Raw genomic sequence first — 16,768 nt, 5'->3', positions numbered from 1 at the left:
CTGATGAAAGGGGTAATCGAGATGGCATCTGCTGTGAAGCGTGACGGTCACGCCGTGGTGACCACATGCGGGGGATGCTATGCCGATTGTGCCTTTGCTGCACGCGTGGAGGACGGTCGCGTGGTGGCCGAGTTGCCGGTGCCGGGACATCCATGCGCGGCGCGTGCCCTGTGCGCCCGCGGACGGCATCGCCTAGCGATGCCGTTTGACGAGCGCGACCGGATTTTGCACCCCATGCGCCGACGTGCTGATGGCTCGGGGTTTGATGCGATTACCTGGGACGAGGCGTTCGCGCAGATCGCTGTGCGCCTTGGGGGGATTGTTGACGAGTGCGGGCCTCGTGCACTGGGTATGACGCTCGGCGTTCCCTCGTTCGACCGCTACTGGGCCTATCGCTTTATGCATGCGCTGGGTTCGCCCAACGTGTACGGTGCCGATGGTGCCTGCGAGGTAAGTCGTCTCACCGGATGGGAGCACAGCCTGGGCTACAGCCCCGCCTCCGACCTGGCGCATACCGACTGCATCATGTACCTGGGGCGTTCCATCGTCGATTCATCGACGATGGGGGCCGTCGATGCGCTCAACGATGCGCGCCGGCGCGGGGCGAAGATCATCGTGGTTGACCCCCGGCGCAGCGGTTCGGCCGCGCTTGCCGACCGCTGGCTGCGCGTGCGTCCCGGATGCGATCTGGCGTTGCTGCTGGGTATCGCACATGTGCTGGTAGCCGAGGACCTGTACGATCACGAGTTCGTTGCCCGCTATACCACGGGTTTTGAGGAGCTGGCGCAGGCGGCCAGTGCTTGGACGCCCGAGTGGGCCGAGTCGATGTGCGACGTGCCGGCCGCAGAGATTGTCGCCACGGCGCGCGATCTCGCTGCCGCCGCGCCTGCCGCTGTGGTGGATGCGGGCTTTCATGGCGGCATCGGAATCGCGTATGCCAACAGCACCCAGACCGCGCGCGCTATCTGCTTGGTCGACGTACTGCTAGGCTGCATCGGACACGCGGGCGGTGCCCTCAACCCGCCCACGCCGCTTGTGTTGGGCGGCCTCGATCCCGCACGCTTTGCGACGCCGCCGGTGCCGCTCGGGCCCAAGCTGGGGTCCGAGCGCTATCCGCTGGTCGATCCGGTGCGCGGCCTGTGCACGACCATCGGTCAGTCGATTCTTGCCGGCGATTTGCGTGGGCTCATCGTCTATGCCAGTAACCCCGGTGCGGGCTATGGCAATGCACAGGCTTGGTTGAGTATTTTGCAGCAGCTCGACTTGCTTGTGACGATTGATATTCGTTGGTCCGAGACGGCGCGCGCTTCTAATTTCGTGCTGCCCGACGTGACGTATCTGGAGGCCGACCGCGGTGTAGGCACGGTCGTGGGCGCCAACGATTCGCGCGTGTTCTACCGCAACGCCGTGCTGCCCATTTTGCATGACGACACGAGACCGGGGCGGGAGATCTTTGCCGGGCTGGCTGCGGCCTGCGGCGTTGGCGAGTGCTTCGACTTTACGTCCGACGATCTGGCCGCTTCTCAGGTGGCTCCGTTTGGGATTGATCTTGCTGCACTTAAGGAGCGCGGTTGGGCCGATACGGGCGTGGCACTGCCGTCGCGCACGGGTGAGCCGGTGATTCCGCTTGCCGGCGGCAAGATTGCGCTGGCAAGTGATGTATGGGAGCGTGCCGGCATGGGACGCGTGCCAGGTTGGATCGCGCCGATGGTGGAGCCCAACCCGGGGATGTTTCGCCTCATTAGCGGCAACCGTCCCTTTGAGTCGCATACCTCGCGCAGGCTCGCGGCGGCAGGTGCCGCCGAGGCGGGTTCCGACTTGGACGCCGTGCAGATGAATGCCGATGCCGCCGCTCGCATGGGTATCGCCGATGGCGAGGTCGTCGAGCTTGTGAGCGACATGGGCCGCGATCGCGTGCGCGTGGAGACGACGCCCTATCTGCATCCGGCGTGCATCTTCACCTCGGCCGCCCCCGGTGGGCGTTCGTTTGGCGCCGATGCCGGTGGCGCTCAAGCCCTGGGCGTGGGCCCGCTCGACCATACACCGTTGCGTTGGGACCCGTTGACGGGCGCCGCGCTCACCCAGGAAAACGCCGTTCGCGTGGAAAAGATCGCCGCGCACGGGGATAATGACGAGTAATTGACTCAGCTGATGTATTTGACTAATCCACGTTTCTTTTGAAAGGCCGCACATGAGCGATAGCCAGAACATGTCCGATGAGGTGCGCGCCCGTCTGCGTGCCATTCCTTCCGTCAACGAGCTGCTCACCGAGTGGCCGGTGGTGAAGGCGGCAGGGGAGACCTGCGACGCGGTGGTCCATGCCGCCGTCACGGCCGAGCTTGACGAGGAGCGCGCCGCGATTCGTGCCGGCGCCGCTCCGCGTTCCAAGCGCGAGTTAGCCTCGGCCATCGAGTGGCGCGCCCACCGTTCTGCGCTGCCGAGCCTGCGCCCCGCCGTCAACGCCACGGGTGTTGTTATCCATACCAATCTGGGTCGAGCCCCGCTCGCGGAGTCGGCCGCCAAGGCCGTGGCCGAGGTCGCGCGCGGCTACAGCACACTCGAGTACAGCGTGGACACCTGTTCGCGCGGGTCGCGCAAGGAGCATGCCGCGCAGCTGATTCGCTCGCTCACCGGTGCCGAGGACGCGCTCGTGGTCAACAACAACGCCGCCGCGGTGCTGCTGGTGCTGGCGACCCATGCCGCAGGCAAAGAGGTTATCGTCAGCCGCGGCGAGCTTGTCGAGATTGGTGGCAGCTTCCGCATCCCCGACGTCATGGCGGCTTCGGGCGCCAAGCTCGTCGAGGTCGGCGCCACCAACCGCACACATCTGGGCGACTACGAGCGCGCCATCACGCCCGAAACGGCCATGATCTTGAAGGTCCATCCTTCCAACTATCGCATCGAGGGTTTTCACGAGGAAGTGAGCTCAAGGGAGCTCGCCGCACTGGCCCATAAGCATGGCCTGCTGTTCTATGAAGACCAGGGCTCAGGGGCGCTGTTGCCTGACGACATCCTGGTTCGCGGCGGCGAGGAAACCACGCCGGCTTCGGTTTCGGCAGGGCTCGATCTGGTGTCGTGCTCGGGCGATAAACTGCTCGGTGCCGCACAGGCGGGCATCATCATGGGCCGTCGCAATCTGGTCCAGGCCTGTGGGTCACATCCGCTTATGCGCGCCCTGCGCCCGGGTAAGCTCGCACTGGCGGCGCTCGAGGCTACACTGCGCATTTACATGGATGGGGCGGACGTGGCCCATCGCGAGGTGCCAGTGCTCAACATGCTCACGCTTCCGCAGGCTCATCTGGAGCGCCGCGCACGCAAACTGCGCGAGCTGATAGTGGCGGGCCTCGATAAGGCGAGTTGCCCGCGCGCCGTTCAGATGGAGATCGTCGAGGATTCGTCGACTCCCGGCGGCGGCTCGCTGCCTACCGTCGAGCTGCCCACCATGTGCGTTGCCGTGCGCCTCGTCGATGAGCGTCTTTCCGTTGACGCACTCAAGCGCTCGCTCGTCCAAGATTTCGACACGCCGGTTGTCACGCGCGCCTCGCACGATCGCGTCCTGTTTGACGTGCGCACACTCGTGGGTGACCGCGATATCGAGACGGCGGCAACGACGCTCGTCGCGTGCGTTAAGAAGGCGATTGCTCGATGAGTGAGGTTAAAGCGCTGGTGGAGTGTCCCGTTATCGTTGGCACGGCGGGCCACGTCGACCACGGTAAGTCGGCGCTGATCGAGGCACTGACCGGCAAGAATCCCGATCGCCTTGAGGTCGAGCGTCGTCGCGGCATGACGGTGGAGCTTGGCTTTGGCGAGCTGGCGCTGCCGAGTGGCAAGATCGTCGGCCTGGTCGACGTGCCGGGCCACGCGCATTACCTGCGCGCCATGGTGCAGGGCGCCACGGGCATCGACGTTGCCGTGCTGGTGGTTTCGGCCGTCGAGGGCGTGATGCCGCAGACCCGCGAGCACGTGCACGTGCTGGAGATGCTGGGCGTCACGCATATGGTGGTGGCGCTGACCATGCGCGATCTGGCCGACGCCGAGATGACCGAGCTTGCCGAGCTCGATGTCGATGACTTTTTGTCGGGTACCGTGTTTGCGGGCGCGCCGATTGTGCCCGTGTCGTCTAAGACGGGCGAGGGGATCGACGGGCTGCTTGCGGTGCTCGACGAGCAGGTAAGTGCCCGCTGGGATGCCTGCCGCGACCGTGCCGAGCGCACCGATGCCGCGCCGCGCTTGCCGATTGACCGCTGCTTTACGATCAAGGGCGCCGGTACTGTGGTGACGGGAACGCTGCACGATGCGCCGGTTGCGGTGGGCGATGAGCTCGTCGCGCTGCCGTCGCGCACGGCCTGTCGCGTGCGTGGGATCCAAGTGCATGGCGACACTCAGCAGGCGCTGCCCGGTCAGCGTGTGGCGCTCAACCTAGTTGGTGACGGTGTCGCGGCGCTTGACCGTGGCGAGATGCTGGGCGTGGCGGACCGCTTTGGCCAGACGTTGCGCTTTATGATGACGTTCACCTACCTGGGCCGCGAGGGCACCAAGCCACGCGTGCTCGAGTCGGGCGCGCGTGTGCATGTGATGGCCGGAACGGCCGAGGTCGTCGGCCGCATCATGCTTTTGGAGGGCGAGGCCCCCATGGCGGTGGGCGAGACCCGTACCGTGCAGGTGCGCCTGGAGGAGCCGCTGCCGCTGTGTGCCGGAGACCATGCCGTGGTGCTGTCGTATTCGCCCGTTATGCTCATCGGCGGCGGGCGCGTGCTGCTTTCGCGCTGCCGTCGCTCGCGCGAGCTTTCTGCCGGCGAGCGCGCACTGTTTGCGGCGCTTGAGTCCGGCGATACCGCGGGCGGTGTGGGCGCTTGGCTGGCGCTGCAGATGCTGCCAGTTACGGCGGTTGATGTTACCGACGCTTTGGATCTTGGTGTAGGCGAGGTCGATGCCGCACTGCGCGGGTTGGTGTCGCAGGGCTCTGTTCGCAAGCTTGCTGTGGGTGATGCGGACTACTTGGCGGACGCCGTGGTGCTCGACGCTGCGATGGATGCACTGGCGGCGACCCTGTCAGCCATGCACGCGGCGTCTCCCAAGGAGACGGGCTTTACGCCCGGCGCCGTTGCCCATGCTGCGTGGCCTGCCGCTGATGATGGCGTTGCCGCGGCTCTGATTGCCGAGGGCTGCTCGCGTGGCGTGTGTGCCGCCGAGGGTGCCGAGGTATTCGACCCGCACTCCGCTGCTGCCGCGGCGCGTGTGGTGCGCGAGGCCTGCGAACGTATCGTTGCCTTGCTGGACGAAGCCGGCCTCGATGCACCGATATTGCCCGAGGTGGGCGAGCAGTTGCAGCTCGATCGCGACACCATGACGCGTGCCCTGCGCGAGCTTTCGCTCAATCGCTCGATCGTTAAGGTCGAGCGCGACGTTGCCCTGTCCGCTGCCGCCGAGGCCCATGCGCGCGAGCTTGTTGCCGCCGCCATTGAGGCATCCGGTGGCGCTGCCACCACGAGCGTGCTGCGCGAGGCCCTGGGCGTGTCGCGCAAACGCGCCATCAGCATCTTGGAGCACCTGGATGCCGTGCGCTTTACGGTGCTCGACAAGGATGCCGGCGGCCTGCGCTCCCTGCGCTAGGCCGGTCACTCGCTCCCGCCTCCTCAGTTGCGGTGAAATAGTTCCTATTTGGAGGCTTTGGCAGCAAATACAGGAACTATTCCACCGCAACTTCTTGCTCGTCTTTTTGGGATGGGGACCGCTCGGTTTGGTAAAATACCGCCGCACTTGGGAACGGATGGGCTCCGGTGGGCTCCGCGGTCCTCAAAACCGTTGCGAGGCGTGCAAAACGTCTTGGATGTGTTCGATTCACATACGTTCCCGCCATACGCTACCAGCGCTTTTGTGCTCGCGGTCTTGCTGCGTGCCGCAAAGGCGCTGTTTTGTTTTTGCACGAGCTTTTCGTAGCGCCGCTATTTCGGCGGCTGTATTTAGCTTCGTGCACCGGGTTTCGAGCATGCCGATGGAGGTGTTTTGCCGTATGACTACCGTAAGACGTGCCGATCTTTCTTGTGTCGTCCAGGCGGGCGGGTTGTCGTCGCGCATGGGCTGCGATAAGGCGCGCATGACGTTTTGCGGCGAACCGCTCATCGAGCGCGTGCTGGGTCGGCTGGCGACAGTTGCCGGCGAGTTGGTCGTGACGACTTCGCGTCCCAGCGAGCTTGCCTATCTTGAGGAGCGCGCGTTTGGCGGCCTGGTGCCGCGTGTGGTGGCGGACCTTGAAGGCTCGGCGGGCGCCATGCGCGGCATCGCGAGCTCGCTGGCCGCGGCTCGGCTGCCGCTCGTGGCGATCGTCGCCTGCGATATGCCGTTTGTCTCGCCGGAGCTCATCGGCGCGCTTGCCGATCATGTTGAGGCCGAGGCGCTCGATGTGTGCGTGCCGCACGAGGAGCGTGGCATTGAGCCGCTTTGCGCCGTCTGGCGCCGTGACGCGTGTGCGCCGGTTGCCCAAGAGCTGCTCGCCTGCGACCGTCAGCGCATTCGCTGCCTGATCGACCGGGTGAACGCCGGGTATTTGGACGAGCCTCAGATTGTCGCGGTCGCCGGCTCGACGCTCTGCTTCGAAAACGTCAATACACCCGAGGAGTTTGCGGCGGCCGAGTTGCTCGCCTAGACGATTGGAGTTGCCATGTCTCACGATATCTGTCCCGATACGGGAGAACCTTGCACTTGTGACGGGTCCGAGCCTTGCACCTGCGGCTGTGGCGGCTGTGGACATACGGCCGAGGAAGAGGCAGCGGCGGCTGCGTATCGCGAGTCGCACCGCGAGTCCTCGTCCGGTGATGCCCTCGACCACGAGCGCAAGATTATCGTTTCGTTCGACAGCACCTTCGATGTGATGGAATGCGAACAGCTGTGCCTTGCCGCCGGTGTTCCTGGGCGCATCATGCCACTGCCCGGCTCCATCACCGCCGGCTGCGGACTGTGCTGGGCCATGCCGTTCTCGGGCGATGCGCTCGCGGCCTTCCGCGCTGCCACCGAAGGCCGCGTAACCCCCGCCGACTATCATCAGCTCGTCCTCTAACCACCAACATCACCACAAAGGTGCCTGTCCCCAATGTGGTGGTTTGGAACATGTGGACGAAACAGGTTTGAAACACGGGTTTTGCATGTCAGGCACTCAAAAACGCTTCTACCTGCATCGTAATCAAAACGAAACATCTGCCCGTCTGCTTATGCGAAACTTTCCCGCAACAGTGCGATATTATCCATACTCGATAAAGTTCGCGGCGCATAGGGTGCCGCGACCGACATTTTTCGTTTCCCATCATTGGAGGAAGCATGAGCTACACGCAGAAAGTTCTCGACGAGCTCAAGGCCCGCTATCCCGAGCAGCCTGAGTTCATCCAGGCCGCGACCGAGATTCTCGGCACCATCCAGCCGGCGCTCGACGCCCACCCCGAGTACGAGGAGGCCGCCCTGCTGGAGCGCCTCGTCGAGCCCGAGCGCATCGTCATGTTCCGTGTTCCCTGGGTCGACGATCAGGGCAAGGTTCAGGTCAACCGCGGCTATCGCGTCGAGTTCAACTCAGCCATTGGACCCTACAAGGGCGGCCTGCGCTTTAACCCGACGGTCACCCTGGGTATGCTCAAGTTCCTGGGCCTGGAGCAGATCCTTAAGAACAGCCTGACCACCCTTCCCATGGGCGGCGGCAAGGGCGGCTCCGACTTTGACCCCAAGGGCAAGTCCAACAACGAGATCATGCACTTCTGCCAGTCCTTCATGACCGAGCTCTATCGCCACATCGGCCCCAACACCGACGTTCCCGCCGGCGACCTGGGCGTTGGTGGCCGCGAGGTTGCCTACCTGTTCGGTCAGTACAAGCGCCTGACCAACGAGTGGACCGGCGTTCTCACCGGCAAGGGCCTCTCCTTTGGCGGCTCGCTCGCCCGTACCGAGGCCACCGGCTACGGCCTGGCCTACTTTGTGGACGAGTACCTCAAGAGCCGCGGCGACTCCTTCGAGGGCAAGAACGTCGTCGTTCATGGCTCCGGCAACGTCGCCATCTACGCCGTCCAGAAAGTCTCCCAGCTCGGCGGCAAGGTGCTGGCCTGCTCCGATACCCACGGCTGGGTCGAGGATCCCGACGGTATCGACTACACCGTGCTCGAGCATGTCTACAACAAGAAGCGCTCCGGCCACGACAAGGGCGTTACGCTCGCCATGTACGTTGACGAGAAGCCCAACGCCGTGTGGCACGAGGGCGACGGCCGCGGCGTGTGGCAGCTGCCCTGCGACATCGCGCTGCCCTGCGCTCGTGAGAACACGCTGCTGCTCGAGGACGCTCAGGCGCTCGTCGCCAACGGCTGCAAGGTGGTCGGCGAGGGCGCGAACATGCCCACGACCATCGAGGCCACGACCTACTTCCAGGAGAACGGCGTTGCCTTTATGCCCGGTAAGGCTGCCAACGCCGGCGGCGTGCTCGTGTCCGGCCTGGAGATGAGCCAAAACGCCGAGCACCTGTCCTGGACCTTCGAGGAGGTCGACGGCAAGCTCGAGCAGCTCATGCGCGGCATGTTCCACAACGTGGACGACACCGCCAAGGAGTATGGCCAGGAGGGCAACTTCGTCATGGGCGCCAACATCGCCGGCTTCCTGAAGGTCGCCGACGCCATGCTCGCCCAGGGTGTCTGCTAAGTCTTCGCTCGACATAGCATGTGATAAGGCTCCCAGCCATTCCGGCTGGGAGCCTTTTCTATCCCGGAGGACTCCTCATAACTTGCGGTGATATACGGACTGTTTAGCGTCCCAGAACGGCTAATCAGTCCGTATATCACCGCAAGTTATGTATGGGTGGGTGGATTTTGTCCTAAAACGGTGTGCGGCCCCTCGTTTGGTACACTTAAACGTACTGGACAAGTGAAGAGATGGGGGAGAACGTGCTCAAGTTCGGTACCTACGTCCGTGTTGGAAACGCGGCCGAAGCCTATGAGCTCTTACAGAAGAACCGCAACAACAAGATTGTGGGCGGCGGCATCTGGATGCGCCTGGGTTCGCGTCGCGTGGCGACGGCGATTGACCTTTCGGCCTGCGGACTCGATCAGATCGAGGAGACCGAGACCGAGTTTCGCATCGGTGCCATGTGCACCCTGCGCCAGCTCGAGCGTCATGCCGGGCTCAACGCGCTTGTCAACCATGTCTTTGAGTTCGCCGTCCACGACATCGTGGGCGTGCAGCTGCGCAATACCGCCACGGTGGGCGGCAGCATCTACGGCCGCTTTGGCTTCTCGGACGTTCTCTCCGCCTTCCTCGCGCTCGATTCTTACGTTGAGCTGACGGGCGCCGGCCGCGTGCCGCTCGCGGAGTTCGTTGACATGGGCTACGTGCGCGACGTTATTGAGCATGTCGTGGTCGTCAAGCACGATTACCGTGCGAGCTACGAGGCCGTGCGCAAGGCCGCGACCGACTTTCCCTCGCTGAACGTTACCGCCGCCTGGTGGGACGGCTCCTGGCATGTCACCGTGGGTGCCCGCCCGCTGCGCGCGACCCTGCTGCAGGGCGAGGCGTGCGGCCTGGTGAATGAGCGTCCTTGCGAAAACGAGCTGCGTGCCCTGGCCGCGTCCGTACGCGCGCTGAGCTACGGCACCAACCTGTGGGGCTCGGCCGACTACCGCCGCCGCATCTCGGCCCCGCTGGCGATTCAGGCCGTGCGCCGCGCCGCCGGTATCGAGCTTTCGGCCGCGCTTGCCCGCGAGCTCGAGACCGTGCAGGTGCCTAAATTTGCCACGGACGAGTATTCCTGCCGCCGCGTGCCCGGCGTCGATTCTAGCGAGGTGCGCTAATGGCTGCCAAACTCATCGATCTTTCCTTTACGCTCAACGGCCGTAAGGTCAAGGTTCAGATTGCCCCCGACACTATGCTCTTTGCGCTGCTGCGCGAGCAGGGCTGCGCGTCGGTGCGCTGCGCCTGCGAGACCACCAACTGCGGCCTGTGCACGGTGTGGCTCGATGGCGATCCGGTGCTGAGCTGCTCGGTTCCCGCCGCGCGCGTCGAGGGCCGCTCCATCACCACGCTCGAGGGCCTCAAGGCCGAGTCCGAGGCGCTTGCCCGTGCGATGGCTGCCGAAGGCGCCGAGCAGTGCGGTTTTTGCGCCCCTGGCCTTATCATGAACGTGCTGGCGCTTGCCCGCGCCGCCAAGGAGGACCCGAGTCTCGTCGCCACGCGTGAGGAGCTCTCGCGTCAGCTTGCCGGTAACCTCTGCCGCTGCAGCGGCTACGAGAGCCAGCTGCGCGCTATCGTGCGCTTCCTCAACGAGTCCGGCGTGCAGGTGGGCTTCGAGATGCCCGAGCTGCCCGTCAACGAGACGAGCTCCGACGGTGTCGCGTACAAGCAGATCACCCACAAGCAGCCCAAGAAGGACTCGAAGGCCCTGCTCGAGGGTCGTCCCGTCTACACCGGCGATATGGTGCCCGCCGGTGCGCTCATCGTCAAACTCAAGCGCAGCCCCTATGCCCGCGCCAAGATCCGCTCCATCGATACGTCGCGCGCACTGAAGGTGCCCGGCGTCGTGGGCGTCTACACCTACGAGGACGTGCCCAAGCGCCGCTTTACCATCGCCGGTCAGAGCTATCCGCAGCCGAGTCCCTACGACCGCCTGATTCTTGAGAACCTCGTCCGTTACCAAAACGAGGAGGTGGCGATCGTCGCCGCCGAGACTGAGGAGGCTGCCGACAAGGCGCTCAAACTCATTAAGGTCGACTATGAGGTGCTCGAGCCGCTGCTCGACTTTACCCAGGCACTCGATAACGACATCGTGGTCCACCCCGAGGGCGACGTGACCTTTATGTTCCCGCAGGGCGGCGACGTCCCGCGCAACCTGGTCTGCAGCGGTACCAGCGATTATGGCGACCTTGACGAGGCCTTCGCCCAGAGCGACATCGTCTTTACCCGCACCTACACCAGCCAGGCCACGCAGACCGCGCCCATGGAGACCTTCCGCGCCTTTGCGACGACCGACGCGTTCGGCCGCATCTCGGTGACCACCTCCACGCAGGTGCCCTTCCACGTGCGCCGCATGGTCGCGCAGTCGCTCGATATCCCGCAGTCTCAGGTGCAGGTCATCAAGCCGCGCATCGGCGGCGGCTTTGGCTCCAAGCAGACGGGCTGCTGCGAGATCTTCGTGGCGTTCGTTACCCAGCAGACCGGCCGTCCGAGCTACTGCTGCTACACCCGCGAGGAGACCATCACCGCGGGCAACTCGCGCCACCAGATGCAGATGACCGTTAAGCTGGGCGCCTTGAACGACGGCACCATCACGGCCATCGACCTGCATACGCTGTCCAACGCCGGCGCCTATGGCGAGCATGCCACCACGACGATCGGCCTTTCGGGCCACAAGAGCCTGCCCATCTACAACCACGTGAAGGCGAGCCGCTTTAGCTGGGACGCCGTCTACACCAATACCAACCGTGGCGGTGCGTATCGCGGCTACGGTGCCACCCAGGGCCAGTTTGCCGTGGAGAGCGCCGTCAACGAGCTCGCCGATATGCTGCACATGGACCCCGCCGACCTGCGCCTTAAGAACATCGTGCGCGAGGGCGAGATCATGCCGCAGTACTACAACGAGAAGCTCAACGCCTGCGCACTCGACCGCTGCCTGCTGCGCGCGATGGACATGATCGGCTGGCGCGACAAGCCGCTAGCCGTCGACCTGGGCGACCGCGTGCGTGCCCTTGGCTGCGCGCTCACCATGCAGGGCTCGGGCATCTCTAACGTGGACATCGCCGGCATCGATATGCGCCTGGAAGAGGACGGCTTCATTACCATCGGCACCGGAGCCACCGATAACGGCATGGGCGTCGACACGATCCTGGCGCAGATTGCCGCCGAGGAACTGGGCGTGGAGAGTTCGATGATCGTGGTGCGCGGCGTGGACACTGATGTGTCGCCGTTCGACGCCGGCTCGTACGCGAGCTCGGGTACGTACGTGACGGGCCTTGCCGCCAAGAACGCCGCGACCGAGCTGCGTGAGAAGATTTGCTCCAAAGCCGCCCAGATGTGGGACGTGGACGCCGCCGATGTGGTCTTCGATGGTCAGTACGTGCGTCTGTCCGACGAGCGTGCCGCGCGCGAGCAGAACCGCTACCTCACGCTGCGCGACTTTGCCAACCTGTGCGTCAAGAACATCGCGGGCGGCGACGCGCTGACCTCGCATGCCTCTGCCTGCCTGCCCGTTTCGCCCCCGCCGTTTATGGCCGGCATTGCCGAGGTCGAGGTCGACAAGGCCACCGGCAAGGTGACTGTTGTGGACTACGCGGCGGCTGTGGACTGCGGCACCGTGATCAACGAGGCGCTTGCGCGCGTCCAGGCCGAGGGCGGCATTGCCCAGGGTATCGGCCACGCGCTCTACGAGATTGTCGAGCACGATGACCGCGGCCGTCTGCGCACCGGCAACTTTATGAGCTACAAGCTACCCACGCGCCTGGATATCGGCAGCATACGCGTGGCCTTTGAGCCGAGCTACGAGCCGACGGGTCCGTTTGGTGCCAAGTCGATCGGCGAGGTCGTCATCAACACGCCGCTCGCCGCCGTGGCCTCGGCCGTGGCACACGCCACCGGCCACCAGGTGCGCTCACTGCCGATCACGCCCGAGAAGGCCCTGCTGGGGGAGTAGCCGAGGCGCCGCCGCCCTTTGGCAAGCCCGGGGAAACCGCATCCCGCTTTTCGTCCGAATTACGGGATGCGGTTTCCGTTTGAGGCCCCTGGCGGAAAGTGCATCCCGGAATAGGGGCTCAAAACGGGTTGCAGTTTCCGGTTGATGGCTATAGCGGAAATTACATCCCATTCCGAGGCCCCAAACCGGGACACGCTTTCCGGCGCATGGCCAGCATCGCCAGGCTGCCGAGTCCCGCCGAAGTTGCGGTGGAATAGGGACTGTTTTGGAGGGCTGGAGCCCCCAACAGTCCCTATTCCACCGCAACTTCGATGGGGCGGCGGGGGATCCGATGCGTACTCGTGGTGAGGTCGTGAGCCTGTAAAAGGTGTGCGTGCGCTTGCCGTTCGTATCTGCTATCATTCCTAGTCTGTGCGCTCATGCGGGCGTGGCGGAATTGGTAGACGCGCCAGATTTAGGTTCTGGTGGGATTCCCGTGAAGGTTCGAGTCCTTTCGCCCGCACCAACGCACTAGCGTCGGCCTCGGCCGTCGCGACACTTTGTTGCATAAAGGTACCAGCACCTCAGATAAGCTGGGCAGTATGAGGAGGAACGTGTTGAACATCACCGCTTCTGACGTCAAGGACGCCAAGCTCACCGCTACGGTCACCATCCCGGCCGCCGACGTCGACGCCGCGATCAAGAAGGCCTACAAGGACACCGCCAAGAAGTACCGCTTCCCGGGCTTCCGCGCCGGTAAGGCTCCCCGTCCGGTCATCGACTCTGCTCTTGGCGCCGAGGCTACCCTCGCTCAGGCCACCAACGACCTGATCGCCGCCAACGAGCCCGCCGTCCTCAACGAGCTGGACATCGTCCCCACCAAGAACGGTGACTACAAGGAGCTCGACCTCGCCAAGGATCACGAGGACTACACCTACACCGTCGAGTTCTCCCTGCGTCCCGCCGCTGAGCTCTCCTCCTTCGACGCTGTCGAGATCGAGATGCCCCCTGCGGAGGTCACCGAGTCCGAGATTAACAACCAGGTCGAGATGCTCCTCAACTACCGTGCCACCTTCGAGGACGTCGAGGGTCGTGCCGTCGAGGCCGAGGATTACGTCACCGTCGACCTCAAGGCCGTCGAGAACGCCGACAACTTTGCCGCCGAGGGCCGTATGCTCATCGCCGGTAGCGACAGCAACCCCAAGGAGTTCAACGAGACCCTGATCGGCGCTAACGTCGACGACGTCAAGACCGTCACCTGGACCGACGAGGTCGAGGAGGGCGAGGAGGCCGAGACCCACACCGTCGAGGTCACCGTCAAGGGCATCAAGGTCCGCAACACCCCCGAGCTCACCGACGAGCTCGTCAAGTCCGACTTTGGCTTTGACAACATCGAGGCCATGCGCGACGCCATCAAGATCGAGATCGAGCAGGACAAGGCTTCCCGCCTGCCGGCCGAGAAGGAGAACCGTTGCGTCTCCGCTCTCGCCGAGCGTCTGCAGCTCGACGAGATGGACGCCGACTACGAGCAGTCCGTCTTTGAGGAGCTTGGCCAGAACTTCCTGTCCAACCTTGCTGCCCGCGGCATGACCCTGGACACCTGGCTTCCCGCTTCCGGTCTGACCATGGAGCAGTTCATCGGCGACCTGCACAAGCAGGCCAACGACGTTGCCCGTGAGTCCCTGGCTCTGGACGCCCTCGCCCGTGAGCTCAAGATCGAGGTCACCGAGGACGACATCAACGCCGAGTTCGAGAAGGCCGGCGTCAAGGACGTCGAGGCTTCCAAGGCTGAGTTCATCGCTGATGGCCGCATGCCTGCCGTCCGCGAGTCCATCCGTCGTTCCAAGGCCGTCGACCACCTGGTCGAGAACGCCAAGGTGACCGAGGTCGACGAGACCGCCAAGGACGCCGAGTAATTCTCGCCACCTTGCCCGCGAGCGCATGCGTGCGCTCGTGATGGGGTAAAGTTATACACCGGTTATCCGGTTGCTTCGTACGGTGCCAGCCAATGCATAGCATGCGGGCACCGTACGTTTATCTAGAACCAATTTGGTCCGCAAGAGAGAAATGGAGATGCGTATGATCGCAAAGTTCGATTCCGCCCTCGTGCCATACGTTATCGAGCAGACGCCGCGCGGCGAGCGCAGCTACGATATCTATTCGCGCCTGCTCAACGACCGCATCATCTTCTTGGGCGAGGAGATCAACTCCGTAAGCGCCAACCTGGTCGTTGCCCAGCTGCTGCATCTTGAGAGCCAGGATGCCGAGAAGGATATCTCGCTCTACATCAATTCGCCCGGCGGCGAGGTCTACTCCGGCCTGGCGATTCTTGACACTATGAACTTTATTAAGCCGCAGGTCTCGACCATTTGCGTCGGTATGGCCGCGTCCATGGCCGCCGTGCTGCTTTCGGCCGGCGCCAAGGGTAAGCGCTTTTGCTTGCCGCACTCCAAGGTCATGATTCACCAGCCCAGTGGCGGTGCCCAGGGTCAGCAGACCGAGATCGAGATCGTTGCCGAGGAGATCAAGAAGACTCGTCGCGAGCTCAACCAGATCCTGTCCGATGCCTCGGGCCAGCCGATCGAGAAGGTCCAGGCCGATACCGAGCGCGACAACTACCTGACCGCTGCCGAGGCCCTCGACTACGGCCTGATCGACCGTATCATTACCTCGCGCGATCTCGCCGCGAAGGACGCCTAGGATGGCAGGAAACATGCAGGACAACTTTGACGAGAACGGCAACCCCATCCGCTGCTCCTTCTGCGGAAAAGAGCAGGGCCAGGTCCGTCGCCTCGTAAAGGGTCCGACCAACATCTTTATCTGTGACGAGTGCGTCGCCGCCTGCTCCGAGATTTTGGAGGAGTCGCTGGCTTCGGACTTTATGGACGCTGCCCGCAACGGCAAGCTGCCGGGCTTCCTCAACGACCATGGCCAGGCTGCTGGGCAGCCCGCCGTGGACCCCGAGACCGAGGGCTTTGAGCTCGAGGACGACCGCCAGGTCATCACGCACGTGCCGACGCCGCACGAGATCTATGACGAGCTTTCGGCCTATGTAATGGGCCAGGAGGACGCCAAGCGCGCCATGTCGGTTGCCGTGTACAACCACTATCGCCGCGTGATCGAGGGCGGCGCTGCGGTGTCTGCCTTTGATGACGACATGGGCTCGCAGTTCGATGACGATATGGACGAGGTAGAGCTCGCCAAGTCCAACATCCTGTTGCTCGGTCCCACCGGTACCGGTAAGACCTTGCTCGCCCAGACGCTCGCCCGCATCCTCGAGGTGCCGTTTGCCATCGCCGACGCCACCGCGCTCACCGAGGCCGGTTACGTTGGCGAGGACGTGGAGAACATCCTGCTCAAGCTCATCAATGCCGCCGACGGCGACATTGAGCGCGCTCAGGTGGGCATTATCTACGTAGACGAGATTGACAAGATCGCCCGCAAGGCTGAGAACCTCTCCATCACCCGCGATGTTTCGGGCGAGGGCGTTCAGCAGGCACTGCTTAAGATTCTTGAGGGCACGGTGGCAAGCGTTCCGCCCACCGGCGGCCGCAAGCATCCCCAGCAGGAGCTGCTGCAGATCGATACGACCAACATCCTGTTCATCTGCGGCGGTGCCTTTGTGGGTCTGGACAAGATCATCGCCGATCGCGTGGGCAACAAGGGCGTGGGCTTCAACTCCGAGATCGCCGGCCCCACCTCGGTCGACGAGAACGACCTGCTGCGTCAGGTGCTCCCGCAGGACCTCAACGCCTTTGGCATGATCCCCGAGTTTGTGGGACGTACGCCCGTCGTCACCCAGACGCAGGCGCTCGACGAGGATGACCTGGTGTCGATCCTGACCGAGCCCAAGAACGCCGTGGTGCGTCAGTACCGCAAGATGTTCCAGCTCGAGGACGTTGAGCTTGAGTTTGAGGACGCCGCCCTGCACGAGATCGCCCGCATGGCGCTTGCCCGCAAGACCGGCGCCCGCGGCCTGCGTTCCATCTGCGAGGACGTGCTGCAGCAGACGATGTTCGACCTCCCCAGCGAGGAAGGCGTTTCCAAGGTCATTGTGACCGAAGCCTCCGTAAAGGGCGAAGAACAGCCCCAACGCATCTACGGTTAAATAGCTTGAATCCAGGCCCCGCGGCAACCACCGCG

At 64.0% G+C, this 16,768-nt stretch carries 11 protein-coding genes and 2 tRNA genes; all 13 read left to right on the top strand.

Going from position 1 to position 16,768, the window contains the following annotated elements; genetic code table 11:
- Positions 1-21: 21 nt before the first annotated feature.
- On the top strand, positions 22-2,139 hold the full coding sequence (locus DXC52_RS04915; RefSeq protein WP_158554595.1) for a molybdopterin-dependent oxidoreductase: 2,118 nt from the start codon (positions 22-24) through the stop codon (positions 2,137-2,139).
- Between the two features lie 52 nt (positions 2,140-2,191).
- A complete protein-coding gene (selA, locus tag DXC52_RS04910) occupies positions 2,192-3,649 on the top strand; it encodes an L-seryl-tRNA(Sec) selenium transferase (protein WP_199409460.1) in 1,458 nt (485 codons plus the stop codon).
- Positions 3,646-5,613, top strand: a complete 1,968-nt coding sequence (gene selB, locus DXC52_RS04905; RefSeq protein ID WP_117746387.1) for a selenocysteine-specific translation elongation factor — start codon at positions 3,646-3,648, stop codon at positions 5,611-5,613. Before selA ends, selB begins: the two co-directional genes overlap by 4 nt.
- Positions 5,614-5,762: 149 nt before the next feature.
- Positions 5,763-5,859 (top strand) — tRNA-Sec (locus DXC52_RS09985).
- 154 nt (positions 5,860-6,013) lie between these two features.
- Positions 6,014-6,646: a molybdenum cofactor guanylyltransferase gene (locus DXC52_RS09980; RefSeq protein ID WP_158554594.1), complete on the top strand. Its 633-nt coding sequence runs from the start codon at positions 6,014-6,016 to the stop codon at positions 6,644-6,646.
- A gap of 15 nt (positions 6,647-6,661) precedes the next feature.
- A complete protein-coding gene (locus tag DXC52_RS04895) occupies positions 6,662-7,057 on the top strand; it encodes a DUF3343 domain-containing protein (protein ID WP_117746385.1) in 396 nt (131 codons plus the stop codon).
- A 257-nt stretch (positions 7,058-7,314) separates the two neighbouring features.
- Positions 7,315-8,670, top strand: a complete 1,356-nt coding sequence (gene gdhA / locus DXC52_RS04890; protein WP_117746384.1) for an NADP-specific glutamate dehydrogenase — start codon at positions 7,315-7,317, stop codon at positions 8,668-8,670.
- Positions 8,671-8,912: 242 nt separating this feature from the next.
- Complete coding sequence (locus tag DXC52_RS04885; RefSeq protein WP_199409459.1) at positions 8,913-9,815, top strand: xanthine dehydrogenase family protein subunit M; 903 nt, start codon at positions 8,913-8,915, stop codon at positions 9,813-9,815.
- Positions 9,815-12,646, top strand: a complete 2,832-nt coding sequence (locus DXC52_RS04880; RefSeq protein WP_117746382.1) for a molybdopterin cofactor-binding domain-containing protein — start codon at positions 9,815-9,817, stop codon at positions 12,644-12,646. Before DXC52_RS04885 ends, DXC52_RS04880 begins: the two co-directional genes overlap by 1 nt.
- 421 nt (positions 12,647-13,067) lie before the next feature.
- A tRNA-Leu gene (locus DXC52_RS04875) sits at positions 13,068-13,151 on the top strand.
- Positions 13,152-13,239: 88 nt separating this feature from the next.
- Complete coding sequence (tig, locus tag DXC52_RS04870) at positions 13,240-14,541, top strand: trigger factor (RefSeq protein ID WP_233504842.1); 1,302 nt, start codon at positions 13,240-13,242, stop codon at positions 14,539-14,541.
- A gap of 163 nt (positions 14,542-14,704) precedes the next feature.
- Complete coding sequence (locus DXC52_RS04865) at positions 14,705-15,325, top strand: ATP-dependent Clp protease proteolytic subunit (protein WP_117746380.1); 621 nt, start codon at positions 14,705-14,707, stop codon at positions 15,323-15,325.
- 1 nt (position 15,326) lies between these two features.
- Positions 15,327-16,733: an ATP-dependent Clp protease ATP-binding subunit ClpX gene (gene clpX, locus DXC52_RS04860; RefSeq protein ID WP_117746379.1), complete on the top strand. Its 1,407-nt coding sequence runs from the start codon at positions 15,327-15,329 to the stop codon at positions 16,731-16,733.
- Positions 16,734-16,768: the final 35 nt, after the last annotated feature.

The sequence above is a fragment of the Collinsella sp. TF05-9AC genome (assembly GCF_003438495.1).
Taxonomy (GTDB): domain Bacteria; phylum Actinomycetota; class Coriobacteriia; order Coriobacteriales; family Coriobacteriaceae; genus Collinsella.
The sequence above is the reverse complement of the archived record's forward strand: the minus strand, read 5'-3'. Positions and strand labels throughout refer to the sequence as shown.